Here is a 19306-nt window from a genome sequence, read left to right on the forward strand (position 1 = left end):
CACGGAGAAAACAGTATGAAACATGGAATCAAAGCTCTGCTTATCACCCTTTCATTGACCTGCGGCGGTATGGCCCAAAGCGCATTGGCTGCAGAACCAGTTGCCAAAAGCCAGGCGACTCAAACCAAAGCGGATGCTTCTGGGGCGGCGCATAGCAAGGCCACGCAACCGGCTAAAGCAAGCGATGATGAAGGCATCAGGGTAAGCATCAACAGTGCTTCTGCGGAGGATTTGGCGCGAGTGATGAATGGGGTCGGACTGAAAAAAGCCCAGGCTATTGTCAGCTATCGAGAGGAGTACGGGCCATTTAAAACGGTCGATGATTTAAAGCAGGTGCCGGGGATGGGCAGTTCTTTGGTGGAGCGTAACCTGGCAGTTTTAACACTTTAATAACTTGCAGAGCGCTGAAAGTTTGCCAGACTATAGAGGTCATACCAGTTATGGCCTCTTTACCCTGAAAATGTACTTATAAAAAAACGTAAGGTTCCTGCGCTATGCAAACACAAATCAAAGTTCGTGGTTATCATCTTGATGTCTATCAGCACGTCAACAATGCCCGTTATCTTGAGTTTCTGGAAGAAGCACGCTGGGATGGACTGGAAAACAGCGACAGCTTTCAGTGGATGACCGCTCACAACATCGCTTTTGTGGTTGTGAATATTAATATCAACTATCGCCGTCCGGCGGTGCTGAGCGACCTGCTGACTATTACCAGTCAGGTGCAGCAGTTAAATGGCAAAAGCGGCGTGTTGAACCAGACGATTACGCTGGAGCCGGAAGGACAGGTGGTGGCAGATGCGTTGATAACCTTCGTTTGTATTGATTTGAAAACGCAAAAAGCGCTACCGCTGGAAGGGGAGTTACGCGAAAAGCTGGAATTGATGGTGAAGTAGTGGAAAATGCCCGGTGGTGCTTGCGCTTACCGGGCCTACAATGGTGGCCAGTCCCGTAGGCCGGATAAGACCCCCGCGTCGCCATCCGGCAAAACCTAACGTATTACTTAAGACCGGTTTTCTGCTTCATCGCCGCCATTACCGCCGGTTTATCCGCCAGATAATGGTTCAGACCGTTAGCGCGCAGATTACAGGCCGCACAGTGACCACAACCGTCACCTTTGATGCCGTTATAGCAGGTCAGCGTTTCTTCGCGTACCAGGTCCAGCTTGCCCCAGTAATCGGCCAGCGCCCAGGTTTCGGCTTTATCGATCCACATCAGCGGAGTTTCAAAGCGGATATCTTTTGCCATTCCCAGGCTCACGGCATGGTTCAGGGCCTTGACGAACTCATCGCGACAGTCCGGATATCCAGAGAAGTCGGTTTCGCAAACGCCGGTAATGACCGCCTCCGCTTGTACCTGATACGCGTAAATTGCCGCCAGCGTTAAAAACAGAATATTGCGCCCAGGCACAAAGGTATTGGGAATACCGTTCGCATCCGGTTCGTAATCAGGCACCGGAATGTTATCGCGGGTCAGGCTGCTGACAGCCAGTTCGCTAAGCAGCGTGACATCAAGCACTTTGTGCGCCCGTACGCCGAGTTTTAAGGCCAGGTCACGTGCGACATCAATCTCAGCGCGATGGCGCTGACCATAATCAAAGGTCACGCAGTGCACTTCATCATACTGATGTAGCGCTTGCGCCAGACAGGTCGTGGAGTCCTGACCTCCACTGAATACAACAACGGCACGTTTCATGGCTTTTCCTGACAAATAACGAAACCCATATGGTAGCGCCTGGACGTGGCGTCGACCAGCTTCTTCATGCTGAAGGGGGCGGTAACCAGGCTTCGGTGAACTCAAACCAGCCGCGAGGATTCAGACGCACGCCGTTCACGCCCGGTGGCGCGCTAATACGATAGTGATAATTGAACAGCGGAGTCAGCGTGGCATCATGCATCAGCGTGGCGAACACTTGCTGTAACGCCGCGTGACGATCGTCTTCATTGGCCTGGACTTGCAGGGCATCCAGCGTGGTCTGCAAGTGCGTGTATTCAGGGGCATTCAAGACATGTGACCAGAGCTGATCGCAGCGTAACCACTGTTCGAGGGTATATTCAGGCGCTTCGCCAATCAGCCTGTCGCCCATCATCAGGTCGGCCTGAGCTAAAGGATGATTACCGTCCCAGTTTTTAGCATTATGAAATATAAGCGTTAATTCACAGCCGAGCAGCGCCAGCGCCTGGCGAAGCTGTTCAGCCATGGCGTGCAGTTCTACCGGCAGGTGATAGGCCAGCGTCAGTTTTTCCGGTAGCGCTACTTCGTCCAGTTCATCCCATTGTGGGATCGTCCACCCAGGCAGCAGCGCATTGCTCGGGGTTATCAGATTTTCATCTACCTCAAGCGTTTGTAGCAGGGAAGAGCGGTGGATAATATTGACCAGTCGGCGGGCCTGCAGGGTATTCAGGCGTGCGCTTTTTCTGAGCGTGAGATAGCAAAAACCGAGGCTTATCCCGCTGCTCACCTGGCTGAGCATGGGCAGTTCTTCAGGTTTACCAATCGCAATTTGCACCGGATGGCGGCAGCTGGTTCCCAAATCCTGGGAGAAGAGTTGCGGAGTTATCCAGTATTCAATCGCTTTCAGGAGTGGATGACTCAGGTGGTAGTGATCGTGACTCTCGATACGCACTAGCTCAGGCGTAAACAACGTGAGCCTGAACGGGCCGGTACCCACAAACGGATGTTCAGGATGTGCCAAATGGCTGCTGTAGCTCGCCAGACGATGCGCCAGCCAGAAGTCGGGGCGATGCAGAATAAAAGTCAGACACTGGGGATGGGTCACCTCAATACGTTTGACGCTGATAAACAATTTATTCAGGGCGGGCAGCTCAAGTAGCCTCAACAGTTGTTGATGTAACTGCGTGCTGCTGACGGCATCGCCGTTATGCCAGTACAGCGTGGAGCGAATATAGAAATCCCAACGCAGACCGTCGGCGGAGATATTCCAGTGGTGAGCCAAATCTCCACAGGGGCGTTGCGTATTCGTGTCAAACCGGGTCAGGCCAGAGAATACCTGCCCAGCGAGATGTTGCTCTGCGCGACCGGGGAGAAATCCGGGGTGTAAAGGGTCGAGCTGGCGGTAATAGGGGATACGCAGAGTTGGCGTGTCGTTTTGCCACTGGCCACCCATAAACGGCTGTAGCAGGGTTCTTAATTCACCCGGCGCCAGTTGGGCCAGCTCCAGCACGCTAAGCTGTTCACCCTTTTGTAGCGCTTGCTCCATCATGGTATTGCGTAGCGATTCTGGCGTAACCAAAAAGCGTAGCTGCCCACGTTTACCTCGCCCCGACTGGGCGTGCCACTCCAGCCAGCCCGCATCCTGAGCTTGTTTTAACAGGGTGCGCACATGGCGCTCGCTGCAAAAACAGCGTTCAGCCAGTTCGCCCACGGTCACAGACTGTGGTTCGCCGTTCGACGGTTGCCACAGGCGTTGGTATTGATTCAGTCGATTCAATAATCTCATATAAACCCGGAACAATTCATTTTATCTATTCACTATTACTTCCGTATATCTCAGGTGATACTGAATCACAAGTTAACCGCCTCACAGTGTGGAGAAAGAAATGGCTCGTCTGGCTGCATTTGATATGGATGGCACTCTTTTGATGCCGAATCACCATTTAGGTGATGAAACGCTTTCAACGCTGGCGCGCCTGCGTGAACGTGATATCACTCTGACATTTGCCACCGGTCGTCATGTGCTGGAGATGCGCCACATTCTGGGTTCTATTTCGTTGGATGCCTTTTTGATCACGGGTAACGGTACGCGCATTCACTCGCTGGAGGGCGATGTGCTGCACCGCCAGGATCTGGATCCGAATGTTGCGGATATTGTGTTGCACCAGAAGTGGGACACCACGGCCAGCATGCATGTCTTTAATGACAACGGTTGGTTCACCGGACAAGAAATTCCATCGCTGCTTCAGGCGCATGTGTATAGCGGATTTCGTTATCAGATCGTGGATGTGAAACGCATTCCCGCCCACCAGGTAACGAAGATCTGTTTCTGCGGCGATCATGACTCGCTGATCCGTCTGCGTATTCAACTCAATGAGGCGCTGGGTGAGCAGGCGAATCTCTGTTTCTCCGCGGTTGATTGCCTCGAGGTGCTGCCGCTGGGTTGTAACAAAGGTTCTGCGCTGGCGGTATTGAGCGACCACTTAGGTTATTCAATGGCCGAGTGTATGGCGTTTGGCGATGCCATGAACGATCGCGAAATGTTAGGCAGCGTTGGACGCGGCCTGATTATGGGCAACGCGATGCCGCAACTGATTGCTGAACTGCCTCATTTATCGGTGATTGGGCATTGCCGTAATCAGGCAGTATCACACTTTTTGACGCATTGGCTGGACAATCCGCATCTACCTTATTCCCCCGAATGAGAGATCCCTTCCAGCAAGCCAGACTTTGCGTCTGGCTTTTTTTTGTCTGATTAGTGGGTATTCAGGAGTTGAGCAAGCTCCGCTTTCCACGGCGCTAAATCGCCGATGTGCGCGTCGACCCACTGCGGATTGTAATAGGTTTCCAGATAACGTTCACCGCTGTCACACAGCAACGTCACCAGCGATCCCGTTTCACCTGCGTCACGCATACGAGCGGCAAGTTGTAACGCTCCCCACATGTTGGTACCGGTTGAGGCGCCAACTTTACGGCCCAACTGCGTTTCCAGCCAGTGGGCGGTGGCTACGCTAGCGGCATCCGGCACGCGTAGCATTTCATCGACCACATCTGGAATGAAAGACGGTTCTACGCGTGGGCGACCGATACCTTCGATTTTGCTGCCTACCGGGCTGCGTAATGTTGCATCGCGATCTTGCCAGAAGGGCAGAAAGACCGAGTTTTCCGGGTCCACCACCATCAAACGAGTATCGTAGCCCTGACAACGAATATAGCGGCCAATGGTCGCCGAGGTGCCGCCGGTTCCGGCGCTCATCACGATATGCCGGGGAACGGGGTTGGGCTCGCATTGCATCTGACGAAAGATACTGTCGGCAATATTATTGTTACCGCGCCAGTCGGTGGCGCGCTCAGCGTAAGTGAACTGGTCCATGTAATGGCCGTTCAGCTCACGTGCCAGTTGTTCAGACGCCGCATAAATTTCGCAGGCGCTTTCCACGAAATGACAGCGTCCACCATAAAACTCAATCTGTTCAATTTTCCGTTTTGCAGTACATGAAGGCATGACGGCGATAAACGGTAGTCCTAACAGACGGGCGAAATACGCTTCGGAGACCGCCGTTGAGCCGGATGATGACTCGATAATGGTGGTGCCTTCTTTGATCCAACCATTGCACAACCCATACAGAAACAGTGAGCGCGCCAGACGATGTTTTAGGCTCCCGGTCGGATGCGTGCTCTCATCTTTTAAATAGAGCTGAATGCCCGGAAACGCCGGGAGCGACAGACGAATGAGATGCGTATCCGCAGAACGCTGATAATCCGCGTTGATTTCATTGATGGCGTTTTTAACCCAGGAGCTATTCATCATTAAAAGATATCCATTTGTCATTTTGTGCCCAGAATAGCGAAAAGCACGGAAAAAATTGTTGCCATTTAGCCTTTAAAATAGAATGTAAGGAGAAAATTCTTCTCTGTGGAGTGGATATGTTAGACAAAATTGACCGTAAACTGCTCGGCTTACTGCAACAGGACTGCACCCTTTCTTTGCAGGCGTTAGCAGATGCCGTTAATCTGACTACCACCCCTTGCTGGAAACGTCTCAAACGGCTTGAAGATGACGGTATCCTGCTGGGGCGAGTCGCCCTGCTGGATCCCGAAAAACTGGGGCTGGGCTTAACCGCGTTTGTGTTGATCAAGACTCAGCACCACAGCAGCGAATGGTATTGCCGCTTTGTCACCGAAGTCACCGGAATGCCGGAAGTTTTGGGATTCTGGCGTATGGCAGGGGAGTATGACTACCTGATGCGGGTGCAGGTTGCCGATATGAAAAGCTATGATGAATTCTACAAGCGCCTGGTGAACAGCGTGCCGGGCCTGTCTGATGTTACCTCCAGCTTTGCGATGGAACAGATTAAATACACAACTGCTCTACCGATTGAATAATTCTCCCGGCACTCATTGCCGGAAATCTTGTCAGGACATAACGCGTGCGATTATTTGCTCAATTAAGCTGGTATTTCCGCCGGGAGTGGCGTCGCTACCTCGGGGCAGTGGCCCTGCTTATTATCATCGCTATCCTTCAGCTTATCCCGCCGAAAGTGGTCGGGATCATTGTGGATGGCGTAACGGCTCAACGCTTTACCACCGAGCGGCTGCTGATGTGGGTAGGCACAATCGCTCTGATTGCGGTGGTCGTATACTTGCTGCGCTATGTCTGGCGCGTATTGCTGTTTGGCGCATCCTACCAATTGGCGGTTGAGCTGCGGGAAGATTATTACCGTCAGTTGAGTCGTCAGCACCCTGAGTTCTATCTGCGCCACCGCACCGGTGATCTGATGGCGCGTGCCACCAACGATGTCGATCGGGTGGTGTTTGCCGCTGGCGAAGGCGTGCTGACGCTGGTGGATTCGCTGGTGATGGGGTGCGCGGTGCTGATCGTGATGTCTACGCAGATCAGCTGGCAACTGACGCTTATTGCGCTACTGCCGATGCCTGTAATGGCGTTAATGATCAAACGTTACGGCGATCGACTCCATCACCGTTTTAAGCTGGCGCAGGCGGCGTTCTCCAGCCTCAACGATCGTACGCAGGAAAGCCTGACCAGTATTCGCATGATCAAGGCTTTTGGCCTGGAGGATCGGCAGTCAGCGTTATTTGCCGCAGATGCTGAAGACACCGGTAAGAAAAACCTGCGGGTGGCGCGTATTGACGCCCGTTTTGACCCAACGATTTATATCGCCATTGGGATGGCTAACCTGCTGGCGATTGCCGGAGGAAGCTGGATGGTGGTGCATGGTTCGCTAACACTTGGCCAGCTCACCAGTTTTATGATGTATCTCGGTCTTATGATTTGGCCGATGCTGGCGCTGGCATGGATGTTTAACATTGTCGAACGCGGCAGCGCCGCCTACAGCCGTATTCGCGCCATGCTGGCTGAAGCGCCGGTGGTGGATGACGGTACTGAACCAGTGCCGGAAGGACGCGGCGAGCTGGCGGTGGCGATTCGCGAGTTTTGCTACCCACAAACCACCCACCCGGCGCTGGAAAATGTGAATTTCCAGCTTAAACCTGGACAGATGCTGGGCATCTGTGGTCCGACTGGCGCGGGAAAAAGTACGGTGCTGTCGCTGATCCAGCGTCATTTTGATATCACCCTGGGCGATGTGCGCTTTCATGATATCCCGTTAACGCGCTTAGAGCTGGATAGCTGGCGCAGCCGACTGGCGGTGGTTAGCCAGACGCCGTTCCTGTTTTCAGATACCGTCGCCAATAACATCGCGTTAGGACGCCCGCAGGCCTCGCAGGAAGAGATCGAACAGGTAGCGCGCCTCGCCAGCGTTCATGAGGATATTTTACGTCTTCCACAAGGCTATGATACCGAAGTGGGTGAACGCGGGGTGATGCTGTCCGGTGGGCAAAAACAGCGAATCTCGATTGCCCGTGCGTTGCTGTTGAACGCTGAAATTCTGATCCTGGATGATGCGTTGTCGGCAGTTGACGGCCGTACCGAGCATCAGATCCTGCATAATCTGCGCCAGTGGGGCGAAGGCAGAACCGTGATTATCAGCGCCCACCGTTTATCGGCCCTGACGGAAGCCAGTGAGATTATCGTGATGCAGCATGGGCATATTGCTCAGCGCGGTGAGCATGATGCGTTAGTGCAGCAGCCAGGCTGGTATCGCGATATGTACCGCTATCAGCAATTGGAAGCGGCGTTGTCCGATACGCCAGAGATAAACGGGGAGGCGGCTAATGCGTAGTTTTGGGCAATTATGGCCGACCCTGAAAAGACTGCTGAAGTACGGTTCGCCATGGCGAAAACCGCTGGCGATTGCGGTAGTCATGCTATGGGTAGCGGCTGCGGCTGAAGTCAGCGGCCCGCTGCTGATTAGCTATTTTATCGATAATATGGTGGCAAAGAACAATTTACCGCTGGCGATGGTGGTCGGACTGGTTGCGGCCTATGTCGGTCTGCAACTGTTGGCCGCTGGTCTGCATTACGCGCAGTCACTGTTATTTAATCAGGCGGCGGTTGGCGTGGTGCAACAGTTACGCACCGATGTCATGGACGCTGCGCTGCGCCAGCCGCTCAGCGCCTTTGATACCCAGCCCGTCGGGCAGCTTATCTCCCGAGTGACCAATGACACTGAAGTGATTCGTGACCTGTATGTGACGGTAGTGGCAACGGTTCTGCGCAGTGCGGCCTTGATCGGCGCGATGCTGGTGGCGATGTTCAGCCTGGAGTGGCGCATGGCGCTGGTCGCGATGGCTATTTTCCCGGCAGTGCTGGTGGTGATGGTGATTTATCAACGTTACAGCACGCCGATTGTGCGCCGGGTTCGCGCTTATCTGGCGGATATTAACGATGGCTTTAACGAAGTCATCAACGGCATGAGCGTTATCCAGCAGTTCCGTCAGCAGGCGCGATTTGGCGAAAGAATGGGCGAGGCCAGCCGTTCGCACTATATGGCGCGGATGCAGACCCTGCGACTGGATGGCTTTTTGCTGCGTCCGCTGCTGAGCCTTTTCTCGGCGCTGATCCTCTGCGGTTTATTGATGCTGTTCAGCTTTACCTCTGGCAGTTCGATCGAGGTTGGCGTGTTGTATGCGTTTATTAGCTATCTCGGGCGGTTGAACGAGCCGCTTATCGAGCTGACGACCCAGCAGTCAATGCTGCAGCAGGCGGTTGTCGCCGGTGAACGTGTGTTCGAATTGATGGATGGGCCACGTCAACGCTATGGTGACGATGACCAGCCGCTAAAGAGTGGGGATATCGAGGTAGATAACGTTTCATTTGCCTATCGCGACGACAATCTGGTGCTGCAAAACATCAGTCTGTCCGTGCCTTCGCGTAGCTTTGTGGCCCTGGTCGGGCACACCGGCAGCGGCAAAAGTACGCTGGCCAGCCTGCTGATGGGATACTACCCGCTGACGCAGGGGGAAATCCGCCTTGATGGGAGACCGCTGTCTTCGCTGAGCCATGGTGTATTACGCCAGGGCATCGCGATGGTGCAGCAGGATCCGGTGGTGATGGCGGATACCTTCCTGGCAAACGTCACGCTGGGCCGCGATATCTCAGAAGCGCGGGTATGGCAGGCGCTGGAGACTGTGCAACTGGCGGAGCTGGCGCGCGGCCTGAGTGAGGGGATTCATACCCGGCTGGGCGAGCAGGGCAATAATCTCTCCGTTGGGCAGAAACAGCTGCTGGCGCTGGCGCGGGTGTTGGTTGAAACGCCGCAGGTACTGATCCTCGACGAAGCCACGGCCAGTATTGACTCCGGCACGGAACAGGCGATTCAGCAGGCGCTGGCGGCGGTACGTGAACACACCACGCTGGTGGTGATTGCGCATCGCTTATCGACGATTGTCGATGCGGACACCATTCTGGTACTGCACCGTGGACAGGCGGTTGAACGTGGTACGCACCAGCAATTACTGGCGGCGCAAGGCCGTTACTGGCAGATGTATCAGTTGCAGTTGGCAGGCGAGGAACTGGCGGCCAGCGCACAAGAGGATTCTGTTATTGCCTGATGCTGACACCAACGCGGTATCGTAGGCCGGACGGCAATCAACAATCTGGTGCAAAAATGTAACGCACTATGCACCGTTATAGTGCGTTTTTTCTTTTTCCCCCTCAACCCTCCTCGGCTAGCCCGAGTCATCCTGCCTTTTTCATTCCTGGCACATCCCTTGCAGTATTCATCTGGTGTATCTGCAGCCACTACTGAATTCTGACTGGAGGGGATCTATGAAGCTGGTTACCGTGGTAATCAAACCGTTCAAACTGGAAGACGTCCGCGAAGCCTTGTCATCTATTGGTATTCAGGGGCTGACCGTCACCGAAGTGAAGGGGTTTGGCCGACAGAAAGGTCATGCCGAGCTGTACCGTGGGGCTGAATATAGCGTCAATTTTTTGCCCAAGGTGAAGATTGATGTGGCGATTGCCGACGACCAACTGGATGAAGTGATCGACGTCATCAGCAAGGCGGCCTACACCGGAAAAATTGGCGACGGCAAAATCTTTGTCGCCGAGCTGCAACGCGTGATTCGTATTCGTACCGGCGAAACTGACGAAGCCGCACTGTAACGTCTGGCACACAGTGATAGGAAACCAAAAAATGAAGATAGCAACGATGAAAACGGGTATTGCTTCACTGGCGCTGTTGCCGGGCCTGGCGATGGCGGCACCGGCGGTCGCGGATAAAGCGGATAACGCTTTTATGATGATCTGTACCGCGCTGGTGCTGTTTATGACCATTCCGGGCATTGCGCTGTTTTACGGCGGTTTGATTCGCGGTAAGAACGTGTTGTCGATGCTGACTCAGGTGACGGTGACATTTGCCCTGGTCTGTATTTTATGGGTGGTTTATGGCTACTCACTGGCCTTTGGCGAAGGGAATAATTTCTTCGGCAACTTCAACTGGGTATTGTTGAAGAACATTGCGCTGACGGCGGTCACGGGGAGTTTCTACCAGTATATTCACGTTGCTTTTCAGGGCTCGTTCGCCTGTATCACCGTTGGGCTTATCGTTGGGGCGCTGGCTGAGCGTATTCGCTTCTCGGCGGTACTGATTTTTGTGGTGGTGTGGTTAACGCTGTCTTACATCCCAATCGCCCATATGGTCTGGGGCGGCGGTTTGCTGGCTTCTCACGGCGCACTGGATTTTGCCGGCGGGACGGTTGTACATATCAACGCGGCGATTGCCGGTCTGGTGGGTGCTTATCTGATTGGCAAACGCGTCGGTTTTGGTAAAGAAGCCTTTAAGCCGCATAACCTGCCGATGGTCTTCACCGGCACCGCCATTCTCTACATTGGCTGGTTCGGCTTTAATGCCGGTTCTGCGGGCATGGCGAATGAAATCGCTGCACTGGCTTTCGTCAATACCGTGGTCGCCACCGCTGCCGCCATCCTCGGGTGGATCTTCGGTGAATGGGCGCTGCGCGGTAAACCGTCTCTGCTGGGGGCCTGTTCTGGGGCCGTTGCGGGTCTGGTTGGCGTAACGCCTGCATGTGGCTATATCGGTGTCGGCGGTGCGTTGATTATTGGCGTGGTAGCCGGTCTGGCGGGTCTGTGGGGAGTAACGATGCTGAAGCGTTTTCTGCGCGTAGACGATCCGTGTGACGTGTTTGGTGTTCACGGCGTGTGTGGCATTGTCGGCTGTATCCTGACCGGGGTTTTTGCCGCCAGCTCTCTGGGAGGCGTGGGGTTTGCCGAGGGCGTAACCATGGGGCATCAGTTACTGGTGCAACTGGAAAGCGTGGCGATCACCATCGTCTGGTCCGGTGTGGTGGCCTTCATTGGCTATAAGCTGGCAGATATGACAGTGGGCCTGCGCGTACCGGAAGAGCAGGAGCGCGAAGGTCTGGATGTGAACAGCCACGGCGAGAACGCCTACAACGCTTGATGTTTCAATTTGCCGGATGGCAACGCTCTTGCTCCGCCATCCGGTAATTATCAGTTGCGATTACGCATTACCCCTTCCTGTACAGTAGAAGCGACCAGCACGCCATCCTGGGTATAAAATTCCCCGCGCACAAAGCCCCGGGCACCGGAGGCGGAAGTACTTTCAACGTTATACAGCAGCCATTCATTGATATTGAACGGACGATGGAACCACATTGAGTGGTCAATGGTGGCGATCTGAATCCCTTTTTCCAGGAAACCAATCCCGTAAGGTTGCAAGGCGACGGGCAGGAAGTTCAGGTCTGAGGCATAACCCAGTAGATACTGATGGACGCGCAGATCGTCTTGCAGTTCACCGTTGGCGCGGATCCATACCTGACGGGTCGGAGGTGCGACATGACCTTTTAAGGGGTTATGAAACTCCACCGGGCGCACTTCCAACGGACGATCGTTGATAAATTTTTCTTTCAACAGCGGCGGTAGCAAATGCGCGACTGAGCGGGCAATTTCTGTTTCTGATTTCAGCTCATCGGGACCCGGCGCATCCGGCATGTTTTTCTGATGCTCGAATCCGTCTTCTGGTGCCTGAAAGGAGGCGGTCATGTAAAAAATGGGTTTACCATTCTGGATCGCGGCAACGCGGCGCGCGCTGAAGCTGTTACCATCACGCAGGACTTCTACATCATAAATGATGGGTTTTTGGCTATCGCCTGGGCGTAAAAAGTAGCTGTGAAAGGAGTGCACCAGACGCTCTTCCGGGACGGTTTCTTTCGCGGCATACAGCGCCTGCCCGACAACCTGTCCGCCAAAAACCTGACGTAATCCTAAGTCTTCACTTTGGCCGCGAAAGAGTCCTTCTTCTATTTTTTCCAGATTTAACAATGTCAGCAAATTTTTCAGTGCCAGACTCATACGTGCTCTCCAGGTGATATCGATGTCGCGCAAGGTAGGCAGAGTATAACGCAATTTTGAAAGTGGTCCGATGGGTGCAATTGTCTGAATTACTGGCCTATTACAGGCAAAAACAGCTGTCTTGTGCCACACTTAGTCACGTTATGTTTTTGTTAACCACTCTTCTGGCGAGGAAAGTTCTCGCTGGTGCATAGATGATAAGGAGAATTTAATGAAACTCGTGCACATGGTAAGTGGTTTAGCGGTTGCAGTCGCGCTGGCGGCCTGCGCCGATAAAAGTGCAGATATTCAGACACCTGCGCCAAGCCCTAATACGTCAATTTCTGACACACAGTCTAAAATTCAACAGCCGAATGTATCGGGTACGGTATGGATCCGCCAGAAAGTGGCCTTGCCACCGGATGCGGTGCTGACCGTTACGCTGTCGGATGCGTCGCTGGCCGATGCGCCATCAAAAGTGCTGTCGCAAAAAGCGGTGCGTACTGAAGGTAAGCAAGCGCCATTTAGTTTCGTATTACCGTTTAACCCGGCAGACATTCAGCCCAACGCGCGTATTCTGCTGAGTGCGGCAATTACGGTGAATGATAAACTGGTCTTTATTACCGATACCGTTCAGACAGTTATCAATCAGGGTGGGACGAAAGCCGACCTGACTTTGGTTCCCGTGCAGCAGACCGCAGTCCCGCTTAATGCTGGCGGCGGCGCAACCACCACGGTGCCTTCGACCTCACCAACCCAGGTGACCCCGTCTTCTGCCGTTCCTGCTCCCACACAGTACTAAGGCAGTCGTAACCCTCTCCACCGGGAGAGGGTTAGTACACCCAGCGATAGCGTTGTAAATCGATTTGTCCGCTGCCGGAAACCACAATGCCTTCTGCCAGCAACGCCTGACGTTGTCGCTGCAGATCGGGACCCGTCAGTGAAATAGCACCGTGGCGATTAACGACCCGATGCCAGGGCAGAGTGCTTCCTTCGGGGAGACGCTTAAGTACGCCGCCTACCTGGCGCGCAGCGCGTGGCGATCCGGCAAGTCTGGCGACATCGCCATAGGTCGTGACGAATCCTTCGGGGATTGACGCGACAATTTGCCAGACGCGTTGGGGGAAAGTGTCTTGTATATCCATCATTTATTCCTGCGCTAATCCTTCAGCATAATCCTGAATGGCGAGTGAGTGAAGCCGCATTGCGCAAGAAAACAGCATCCGATGCAGGATGGGTTGCATTTACAGGGTACAGCAGTGATAATGCGCCTGCGCGTTGGTTAACAACGCTCTCAATGGGGGCTCTGTTGGTTCTCCCGCAACACTACTCTGTTTACCAGGTCAGGTCCGGAAGGAAGCAGCCAAGGCAGATGACGTGTGTGCCGGGATGTAGCTGGCAGGGCCCCCACCCAATTCTGCCGTCCGGCAATTTCCTTTCTGCTTATCTTCTTTTCTTTGTCACCGTATCGTCATTTTATTGTCATCAAATGCTGTCAATGTGTTTCGGGGATGTTGTTTGACGCTTTTACCGTCGCCGATCACAAGGATTTTTTACAATGTCGACTGCTGTACTGAATGTCAAAATTGATGAAGCGCTGAAAGAAAAACTTCGTCATTACGCCGAAGTGCATAATGAAAATCTAAGTGTCGCGACGGAAAAGCTGCTGCTGATAGCATTTTCCGCCGTTGAAGAGGCGGGAGTCTCCGCTGAGGATATCGACAGCCAGCATACGGAAGAATCCGTCGTTGACGCACTGACTCCTAAAGAAATCAAAGCATTGCGCAGATTACTGAAGAAGAAAAAATGAAACAACAATCGCTCTCAACCGCCTGTAATTACGGCGAAGCCTGTGAATTGCTGCGTTCCGGCTATGTGAAACATGTTCGCCTGAGCTGGAATGTCGGCAGCGATGAGTTCTTCCGTATTGCTTCCGACTGGTGTGATGCCGGGGCAAAAATTAAGAAGGACGGTGAGAATTTTGTGATTTCCCTGAAAGGTTTTCCGGTTCCTCCGCAGCTGTAATATTGCCCGGACTTCTTTGTCCGTTACGGCATACAAGGGCGAGTCCTTTGGCTCGTCGCTTAAATTATTTTGCGCATTTTCCCGCTGCTGGACTGCAAACGCAGGTTATCCCAAATGGGTTGCAACACTCTGAAGGCGGCGCGAGCTGTGTCATCCGGCAATGTGAAGGGCATGCGCAAAAAACGGTCGAATGCGCCATCAAGGCCGAAGCGCGTACCGGTTCCTAACTGAATCCCCACGCTTTCGGCGCGTGTGGCAAAGAGCGTCGCCAGCGTATCGGGCAGTTCGACCCAGAAAGAGAGTCCTCCTTGTGGTTGGGTAAACTGCCATTCCGGGAAATGCATATTCATCAGGCTGGAACACAGGTCGCGCTGCGATGCCAGCAAGCGTCTTCTGTCAGGCAGAAAGCGCTCGGCGTTATCCAACAACCAACGGGTGGCGAGTTGTTCAAGTACCGGCGAACCCAAATCAAAGGTGTCGCGGGTTTGTACCAGGGCGGCAATCGTTCGTGACGAGGCCCGAATCCAACCCAGACGTAATCCTCCCCAAAAACTTTTCCCTGCCGATCCCAGCAAAATGATCGGAGCATCACGATTGAATGCGGCAAGCGGCGGTGAGGGTGGGGCGTCGTACCACAGGTTCACCATCGTCTCATCAACTACCAACGTAGTACGCGTTCTTTCGGCAATATCCGCCACGACCTGGCGGGTTGCGGCGTCCATGCAGCGCCCGGTCGGGTTATGAAAGTCTGGCATCAGGTAGGCCATTCTTGGCGCCGTTTGCGCGATGGTGGCGACCAGACCGGCCGTATCCCAACCCTGCTCGGGTAGCGACACGCCAACGGGCCGACAGGATGCGCCCTGAATAGCGGCAATCGCCAGCGGATAAGTGGGGTGATCAACGACGACGCGATCGCCAGGACCTGTTAGCAAACGCAGGATCAGCGCCAGACCACTGACCGCGCCATTCACGACCATTATTTCATCGGGCTGCGTTGGGAGCCCGCGCTCGCAATAATGTCGGGCGATAGATTCACGCAAAACGGACAGTCCCTGCGGCAGATACCCGGAACTCAACAGATGCTGCGGCATCGCGTACAACGCTTGCTGATAAGCCTGATGAATTTCGGGACCGGCACTGAGCGCCGCCGTGGACAAATCAAGCGCTGTGCCAGTGCTGGTTCGCGTTGGCACATGGCGAATGTGTTCCGGCAGAATCACCCTTGAACCGCTACCATGACGGCTCTCCAGATACCCTTCTTCACGCAGTTGCGCCATCGCGCTGGCGACGGTGGTTCGGCTCACCTCCAGAACGGCAGCGAGTTCACGCTCGCCGGGCAAGCGGCTATCCAGCGCCAGCCGACCATCAAGAATTAATAGACGTAGCGCTTCTGCCAGCTGTCGCCAGATGGGCGTTCGCGAGGGGCTTTCCTGCCAGTGGCCGAGCAGGCGCTGCAAAGACTGACTTCCATAACGGCGAGATGACATAGCAGTCCACTTTCTGAAAACTGGACATTAATCATAGTGCCAATTGCGGGGAAGATGAAAGCTATCTGAGAGTGAGAGGGAAAAAGCATGCTGCGTCGTTTACTTCAGCTGTATATCGGTCTGGCGCTGTACGGTGTGTCGACGGCCATGTTTGTTCGTGCCGATTTAGGGGCCGATCCGTGGAACGTGTTTCATTTGGGGGTGGCCAATTTACTGTCAATGAATATCGGCGTGGTGATTATTGTCGTAGGCGTGTTGGTGCTGCTGGCGTGGATACCGCTACGCCAGCGTCCCGGATTTGGCACCCTGAGCAATGTCATTATGATTGGGCTGGCGGCAGATGCCGCGCTGGTGGTGATCCCAGGATTCGAATCCTTGCCGGCGCGCAGCGGCCTGCTGGTGACGGCGGTGATACTGAATGCATTAGCCACCAGTTTATACATTGGTGCCGGTTTTGGCGCAGGCCCACGGGACGGTCTGATGACCGGTATTCACGCACGTACCGGATGGCCAGTACGACGCATTCGCACCGCAATCGAAGTGTCAGTGTTGCTTATCGGCTGGCTGCTGGGAGGAACCGTGGGGGTTGGCACGGTGTTGTATGCGCTGGCTATTGGGCCGTTAATTCAGATTTGCCTGCCGTGGTTTCGCCACCAGCCACAGTCGCGCATCCGTATCAGGAGTGAGCCTGGGGCACGATCGTCCGCTGGCGACTAAACTTAACCTCGACTGACGCGGCTGGAATCGGCTTGCCGCGCAGTACACTTCGGAGGTTTTTCTCATGAAGTATGTTGATGGTTTTGTAGTTGCCGTACCCGCTGAAAACAAGGAGGCGTACATTGCGATGGCGGCAAAAGCAGCTCCGCTTTTCAAGGAGTTCGGCGCATTACGCGTGGTGGAGTGCTGGGCAGATGATGTCCCCGACGGCAAATTGACCGATTTTCGCATGGCGGTGAAAGCGCAGGATCATGAAGAGGTGGTATTCAGTTGGATTGAATACCCTTCCAAAGAGGTCCGCGATGCGGCAAATCAGAAGATGATGTCCGATCCCCGTATGAAGGAGTTCGGTGAGTCTATGCCATTTGATGGCAAGCGAATGATCTACGGCGGATTTGCGCCCATTATGGAAGAGCAATGTGACTGGCTGTGCGGCGTGCCGCCAGCCATCTCAACATCACCAGCCATGTCAAAGCCGTTTTTCAGCCCACAGTATAAATTCCGCTTTTGGCAGGGCTTTACTGTAAAGCCAGCCCTGACCGTATTGCACGCCATGTTGGCGTAGCCAGGCTTCCTGAGTTTTAGTTTCGATACCTTCTGCCACCATTTCCAGCTTCAGCGTTTTGGCAATCTCAATGATATGCGGCGTCACGTTGTTGTACTCCAGGGCATCAACAAAGGATTTATCTATCTTCAGGATGTCCACATCCAGATCCTGTAAATAGCTCAGGCTGGAATAGCCGGTACCAAAGTCATCGATGTATATCGAGTGCCCCGCCTGACGATATTTAGCGATAAACGGCGCGCTGTTTTTCGGATCGGCAAACTCGCGTTCGGTCAGTTCCAGCGCGATTTGCGCTGGCTTCAGCTGCCAGTGCTTCACCTTCTGGGCTAACAGAGCGGGAAGCGTTTCAGAAGCCAGATCGGCTGACTCAAGGTTAATGGAGATATGCTGATCCGGATGTTGACGCAACCATTTTCCTAAATCGTCAAATACGCTTTCAATTATCAAACGCGTGAGGGGTTTTGTCAGTCCGGTCTCCTGCGCCATCGCGACAAAAATCTCAGGCGACAGATAGCTCCCATCGGCCTGCTGCCAACGGGCCAGCGCTTCTGCCCCGACCACTTTTCCCGTTGTGAGTGAGATTATGGGCTGGTAATGGACCTTGATATCCCGATGTTGGATAGCATCCTGCAACTGGTGATGGGGTGACTGTAAGCGGCGCAAAATGCGCAGAATAAAGGCGGCGGTAAGCAGGCCGATGATAATCCCTGCCGGGAGCCAGATCAGGGCCTGTCGATGCCAGGTTTTTTGTAATGGGAGGGTAGATGCCCAGGTGACGATCGTGATGCCCAGTTCGGGGAAGGGGCGGGCATTAAAAATACTGCTCCCTTTCTGAAAATGAGTGATCGAATGTTCTTGTTTCACATGCTGTAAAACGTCCGATGGCAACGCGGCGCTACTGGCAACCACCACGTTGCGCGCGGTGCCAATGATCGTGACTTCGATCGGCCATGCGCCAAATGGGATGACGTCAATAAAGGAACCCGGATCGACCATCACAACATAATGCTCGCTACCTAAAGCTGCCATAAAACGCGTGATGCCCAAATCGTTTTGCGTGGTAAGCCATGCGCGATATCCATCCGGCGTGACTTTCATTGCCGGTGGAAATGCGGCAGCCTGGCTGTTTTTTTCCAGAGATGAACATTGCGGAACATTGTCTTTGAGGTACAGCACTTCCTGAATATAGCGATAGCTATATGACAAGCGACGCATTTCCAGTAGATGCTCGTCGCTACAAGGCACTCCCTGAAAGGATTCTATGTGGCGTAAGGCTTTCCTGGCCTGCTCGCCGACGCGCTCCGTGCGCAATGCGACTCGAGTTGAGAACATATCGAGTTCATCGATAAATTTTGTTTCGACCTGACGATGTGCCAGCCACAAGCTTAAACCTACGGGCGCGAGGATAGAAAGAAACAGCACCCCGGTTACCAGGCTTATCAGATGTCGTGTTGTCACAATGATATCCTTATTAACACAGCGTAAGGAAAGTATATCCGAAAGCCGAAAAAGCTATTCGATTGGCATCAGATATTTAGGGCCGCTTATCATCCCGTTTGTTTGTCCGTAGCGTAAATCAGGTTGTGATTTAAGCAAGAGTGGTGTATTTTTGTAGTTATGTTATAACGTAACAATTGAGGTTGCCATGAAACCGGATATCCATCCTTTTTATCGTACCGTGGTGTTTCACGATACCAGTGCCAATGAATACTTTAAGGTCGGTTCGACTATCAAAACTGAACGTGAGATTGAGTACGAGGGGAAAACGTACCCGTATGTGACCCTTGATATCTCTTCTAAGTCGCATCCGTATTACACCGGAAAACAAAAGACCTTTGATAACGAAGGTAGCGCAGCGCGCTTCCAGAAACGTTTTGGCCATTTTATTGGCGCTAAGCGAGGTTAAAATGCAGGTACTCAATTCGCTTCGCAGCGCAAAACAGCGCCACCCTGACTGCCAGATAGTGAAACGCAAAGGGCGTTTGTATGTTATCTGTAAAACGAATCCGCGATTTAAAGCGGTACAGGGCCGTAAAAAAAGACGTTAGTTTTTTTGCCAGCATTCAGGGATTAAAGTGCGTTTCCTTCACAGGGACGCACTTT

20 protein-coding genes, 1 other RNA gene and 2 pseudogenes are annotated in these 19306 nt (G+C 53.6%); 16 read left to right on the forward strand and 7 right to left on the reverse strand.

What is annotated here, in order from left to right; translation table 11 throughout:
* Positions 1-15: 15 nt before the first annotated feature.
* Both ACVXHP_RS19545 and fadM read left to right on the forward strand, forming a co-directional pair.
* Positions 16-390: a helix-hairpin-helix domain-containing protein gene (locus ACVXHP_RS19545; RefSeq protein ID WP_447572052.1), complete on the forward strand. Its 375-nt coding sequence runs from the start codon at positions 16-18 to the stop codon at positions 388-390.
* Positions 391-494: 104 nt separating this feature from the next.
* Positions 495-893, forward strand: coding sequence for a long-chain acyl-CoA thioesterase FadM (fadM, locus tag ACVXHP_RS19550; RefSeq protein ID WP_087857049.1), 399 nt, complete (start codon positions 495-497; stop codon positions 891-893).
* 103 nt (positions 894-996) lie between these two features.
* Here the strand turns inward: fadM and queC are convergent, their stop codons facing one another.
* Together queC and ACVXHP_RS19560 are read right to left on the reverse strand one after the other, a co-directional pair.
* Positions 997-1692, reverse strand: a complete 696-nt coding sequence (gene queC / locus ACVXHP_RS19555) for a 7-cyano-7-deazaguanine synthase QueC (protein ID WP_095715159.1) — start codon at positions 1690-1692, stop codon at positions 997-999.
* Positions 1693-1756: 64 nt separating this feature from the next.
* Positions 1757-3457 (reverse strand): SgrR family transcriptional regulator, encoded by a 1701-nt coding sequence (locus tag ACVXHP_RS19560; protein ID WP_447572053.1) that lies wholly within the window; start codon positions 3455-3457, stop codon positions 1757-1759.
* A gap of 100 nt (positions 3458-3557) precedes the next feature.
* On the opposite strand from ACVXHP_RS19560, the gene cof reads away from it, so the two are divergent.
* The gene (gene cof, locus ACVXHP_RS19565) at positions 3558-4376 is read left to right on the forward strand and encodes an HMP-PP phosphatase (protein ID WP_200007712.1); all 819 of its coding nucleotides are present in this window, start codon (positions 3558-3560) and stop codon (positions 4374-4376) included.
* A gap of 50 nt (positions 4377-4426) precedes the next feature.
* On the opposite strand, the gene ACVXHP_RS19570 is transcribed toward cof, so the two are convergent.
* On the reverse strand, positions 4427-5482 hold the full coding sequence (locus tag ACVXHP_RS19570; protein WP_233612640.1) for a PLP-dependent cysteine synthase family protein: 1056 nt from the start codon (positions 5480-5482) through the stop codon (positions 4427-4429).
* A gap of 116 nt (positions 5483-5598) precedes the next feature.
* On the opposite strand from ACVXHP_RS19570, the gene decR reads away from it, so the two are divergent.
* The 5 genes from decR to amtB all read left to right on the forward strand — a co-directional run bounded on the left by decR (position 5599) and on the right by amtB (position 11519).
* The gene (gene decR, locus ACVXHP_RS19575; protein WP_003831023.1) at positions 5599-6057 is read left to right on the forward strand and encodes a DNA-binding transcriptional regulator DecR; all 459 of its coding nucleotides are present in this window, start codon (positions 5599-5601) and stop codon (positions 6055-6057) included.
* A 44-nt stretch (positions 6058-6101) separates the two neighbouring features.
* Complete coding sequence (locus tag ACVXHP_RS19580) at positions 6102-7874, forward strand: SmdA family multidrug ABC transporter permease/ATP-binding protein (protein WP_447572054.1); 1773 nt, start codon at positions 6102-6104, stop codon at positions 7872-7874.
* On the forward strand, positions 7867-9645 hold the full coding sequence (locus tag ACVXHP_RS19585; protein WP_304696800.1) for a SmdB family multidrug efflux ABC transporter permease/ATP-binding protein: 1779 nt from the start codon (positions 7867-7869) through the stop codon (positions 9643-9645). The genes ACVXHP_RS19580 and ACVXHP_RS19585 overlap by 8 nt, the downstream gene beginning before the upstream one ends.
* Before the next feature lie 217 nt (positions 9646-9862).
* Positions 9863-10201 carry a P-II family nitrogen regulator gene (glnK, locus tag ACVXHP_RS19590; protein WP_006685697.1) on the forward strand — a complete coding sequence of 113 codons (339 nt, stop codon included), beginning with the start codon at positions 9863-9865 and terminating at the stop codon, positions 10199-10201.
* 31 nt (positions 10202-10232) lie between these two features.
* Positions 10233-11519 carry an ammonium transporter AmtB gene (gene amtB, locus ACVXHP_RS19595; protein ID WP_042310082.1) on the forward strand — a complete coding sequence of 429 codons (1287 nt, stop codon included), beginning with the start codon at positions 10233-10235 and terminating at the stop codon, positions 11517-11519.
* A gap of 50 nt (positions 11520-11569) precedes the next feature.
* Here amtB and tesB read toward each other — a convergent pair whose 3' ends face one another.
* The gene (tesB, locus tag ACVXHP_RS19600; protein ID WP_199963878.1) at positions 11570-12430 is read right to left on the reverse strand and encodes an acyl-CoA thioesterase II; all 861 of its coding nucleotides are present in this window, start codon (positions 12428-12430) and stop codon (positions 11570-11572) included.
* A 211-nt stretch (positions 12431-12641) separates the two neighbouring features.
* On the opposite strand from tesB, the gene ACVXHP_RS19605 reads away from it, so the two are divergent.
* A complete protein-coding gene (locus ACVXHP_RS19605) occupies positions 12642-13211 on the forward strand; it encodes a YbaY family lipoprotein (RefSeq protein WP_200007706.1) in 570 nt (189 codons plus the stop codon).
* Between the two features lie 31 nt (positions 13212-13242).
* Here the strand turns inward: ACVXHP_RS19605 and ACVXHP_RS19610 are convergent.
* Positions 13243-13632, reverse strand: a pseudogene (locus ACVXHP_RS19610) (MGMT family protein).
* Positions 13633-13716: 84 nt separating this feature from the next.
* Between ACVXHP_RS19610 and ffs the strand changes: the two are divergent.
* The 3 genes from ffs (at position 13717) to ACVXHP_RS19625 (ending at position 14434) form a co-directional block, all read left to right on the forward strand.
* Positions 13717-13813, forward strand: an RNA gene (gene ffs, locus ACVXHP_RS19615) — signal recognition particle sRNA small type.
* Positions 13814-13967: 154 nt separating this feature from the next.
* Positions 13968-14219 carry a hypothetical protein gene (locus ACVXHP_RS19620; RefSeq protein WP_038638313.1) on the forward strand — a complete coding sequence of 84 codons (252 nt, stop codon included), beginning with the start codon at positions 13968-13970 and terminating at the stop codon, positions 14217-14219.
* A complete protein-coding gene (locus tag ACVXHP_RS19625; protein ID WP_042310063.1) occupies positions 14216-14434 on the forward strand; it encodes a hypothetical protein in 219 nt (72 codons plus the stop codon). Before ACVXHP_RS19620 ends, ACVXHP_RS19625 begins: the two co-directional genes overlap by 4 nt.
* A 59-nt stretch (positions 14435-14493) precedes the next feature.
* Here the strand turns inward: ACVXHP_RS19625 and yczR are convergent, their stop codons facing one another.
* Entirely contained in the window at positions 14494-15921 is a 1428-nt protein-coding gene (yczR, locus tag ACVXHP_RS19630) for a MocR-like transcription factor YczR (protein ID WP_447572055.1), read from the reverse strand.
* 87 nt (positions 15922-16008) lie between these two features.
* On the opposite strand from yczR, the gene yczE reads away from it, so the two are divergent.
* Positions 16009-16638, forward strand: a complete 630-nt coding sequence (gene yczE, locus ACVXHP_RS19635) for a membrane protein YczE (RefSeq protein ID WP_200007700.1) — start codon at positions 16009-16011, stop codon at positions 16636-16638.
* A 64-nt stretch (positions 16639-16702) separates the two neighbouring features.
* Positions 16703-17053: pseudogene (locus ACVXHP_RS19640) on the forward strand (DUF1428 domain-containing protein); the annotation flags it as partial.
* Positions 17054-17107: 54 nt separating this feature from the next.
* On the opposite strand, the gene ACVXHP_RS19645 reads toward ACVXHP_RS19640, so the two are convergent.
* Entirely contained in the window at positions 17108-18661 is a 1554-nt protein-coding gene (locus ACVXHP_RS19645; RefSeq protein WP_447572056.1) for an EAL domain-containing protein, read from the reverse strand.
* A 187-nt stretch (positions 18662-18848) separates the two neighbouring features.
* On the opposite strand from ACVXHP_RS19645, the gene ACVXHP_RS19650 reads away from it, so the two are divergent.
* Both ACVXHP_RS19650 and ykgO read left to right on the forward strand, forming a co-directional pair.
* Entirely contained in the window at positions 18849-19109 is a 261-nt protein-coding gene (locus ACVXHP_RS19650) for a type B 50S ribosomal protein L31 (RefSeq protein ID WP_316129771.1), read from the forward strand.
* 1 nt (position 19110) lies between these two features.
* Entirely contained in the window at positions 19111-19251 is a 141-nt protein-coding gene (ykgO, locus tag ACVXHP_RS19655; RefSeq protein WP_005125190.1) for a type B 50S ribosomal protein L36, read from the forward strand.
* The last annotated feature ends 55 nt before the right edge of the window (positions 19252-19306 follow it).

The sequence above is a fragment of the Citrobacter freundii complex sp. 2025EL-00176 genome, from assembly GCF_053309355.1.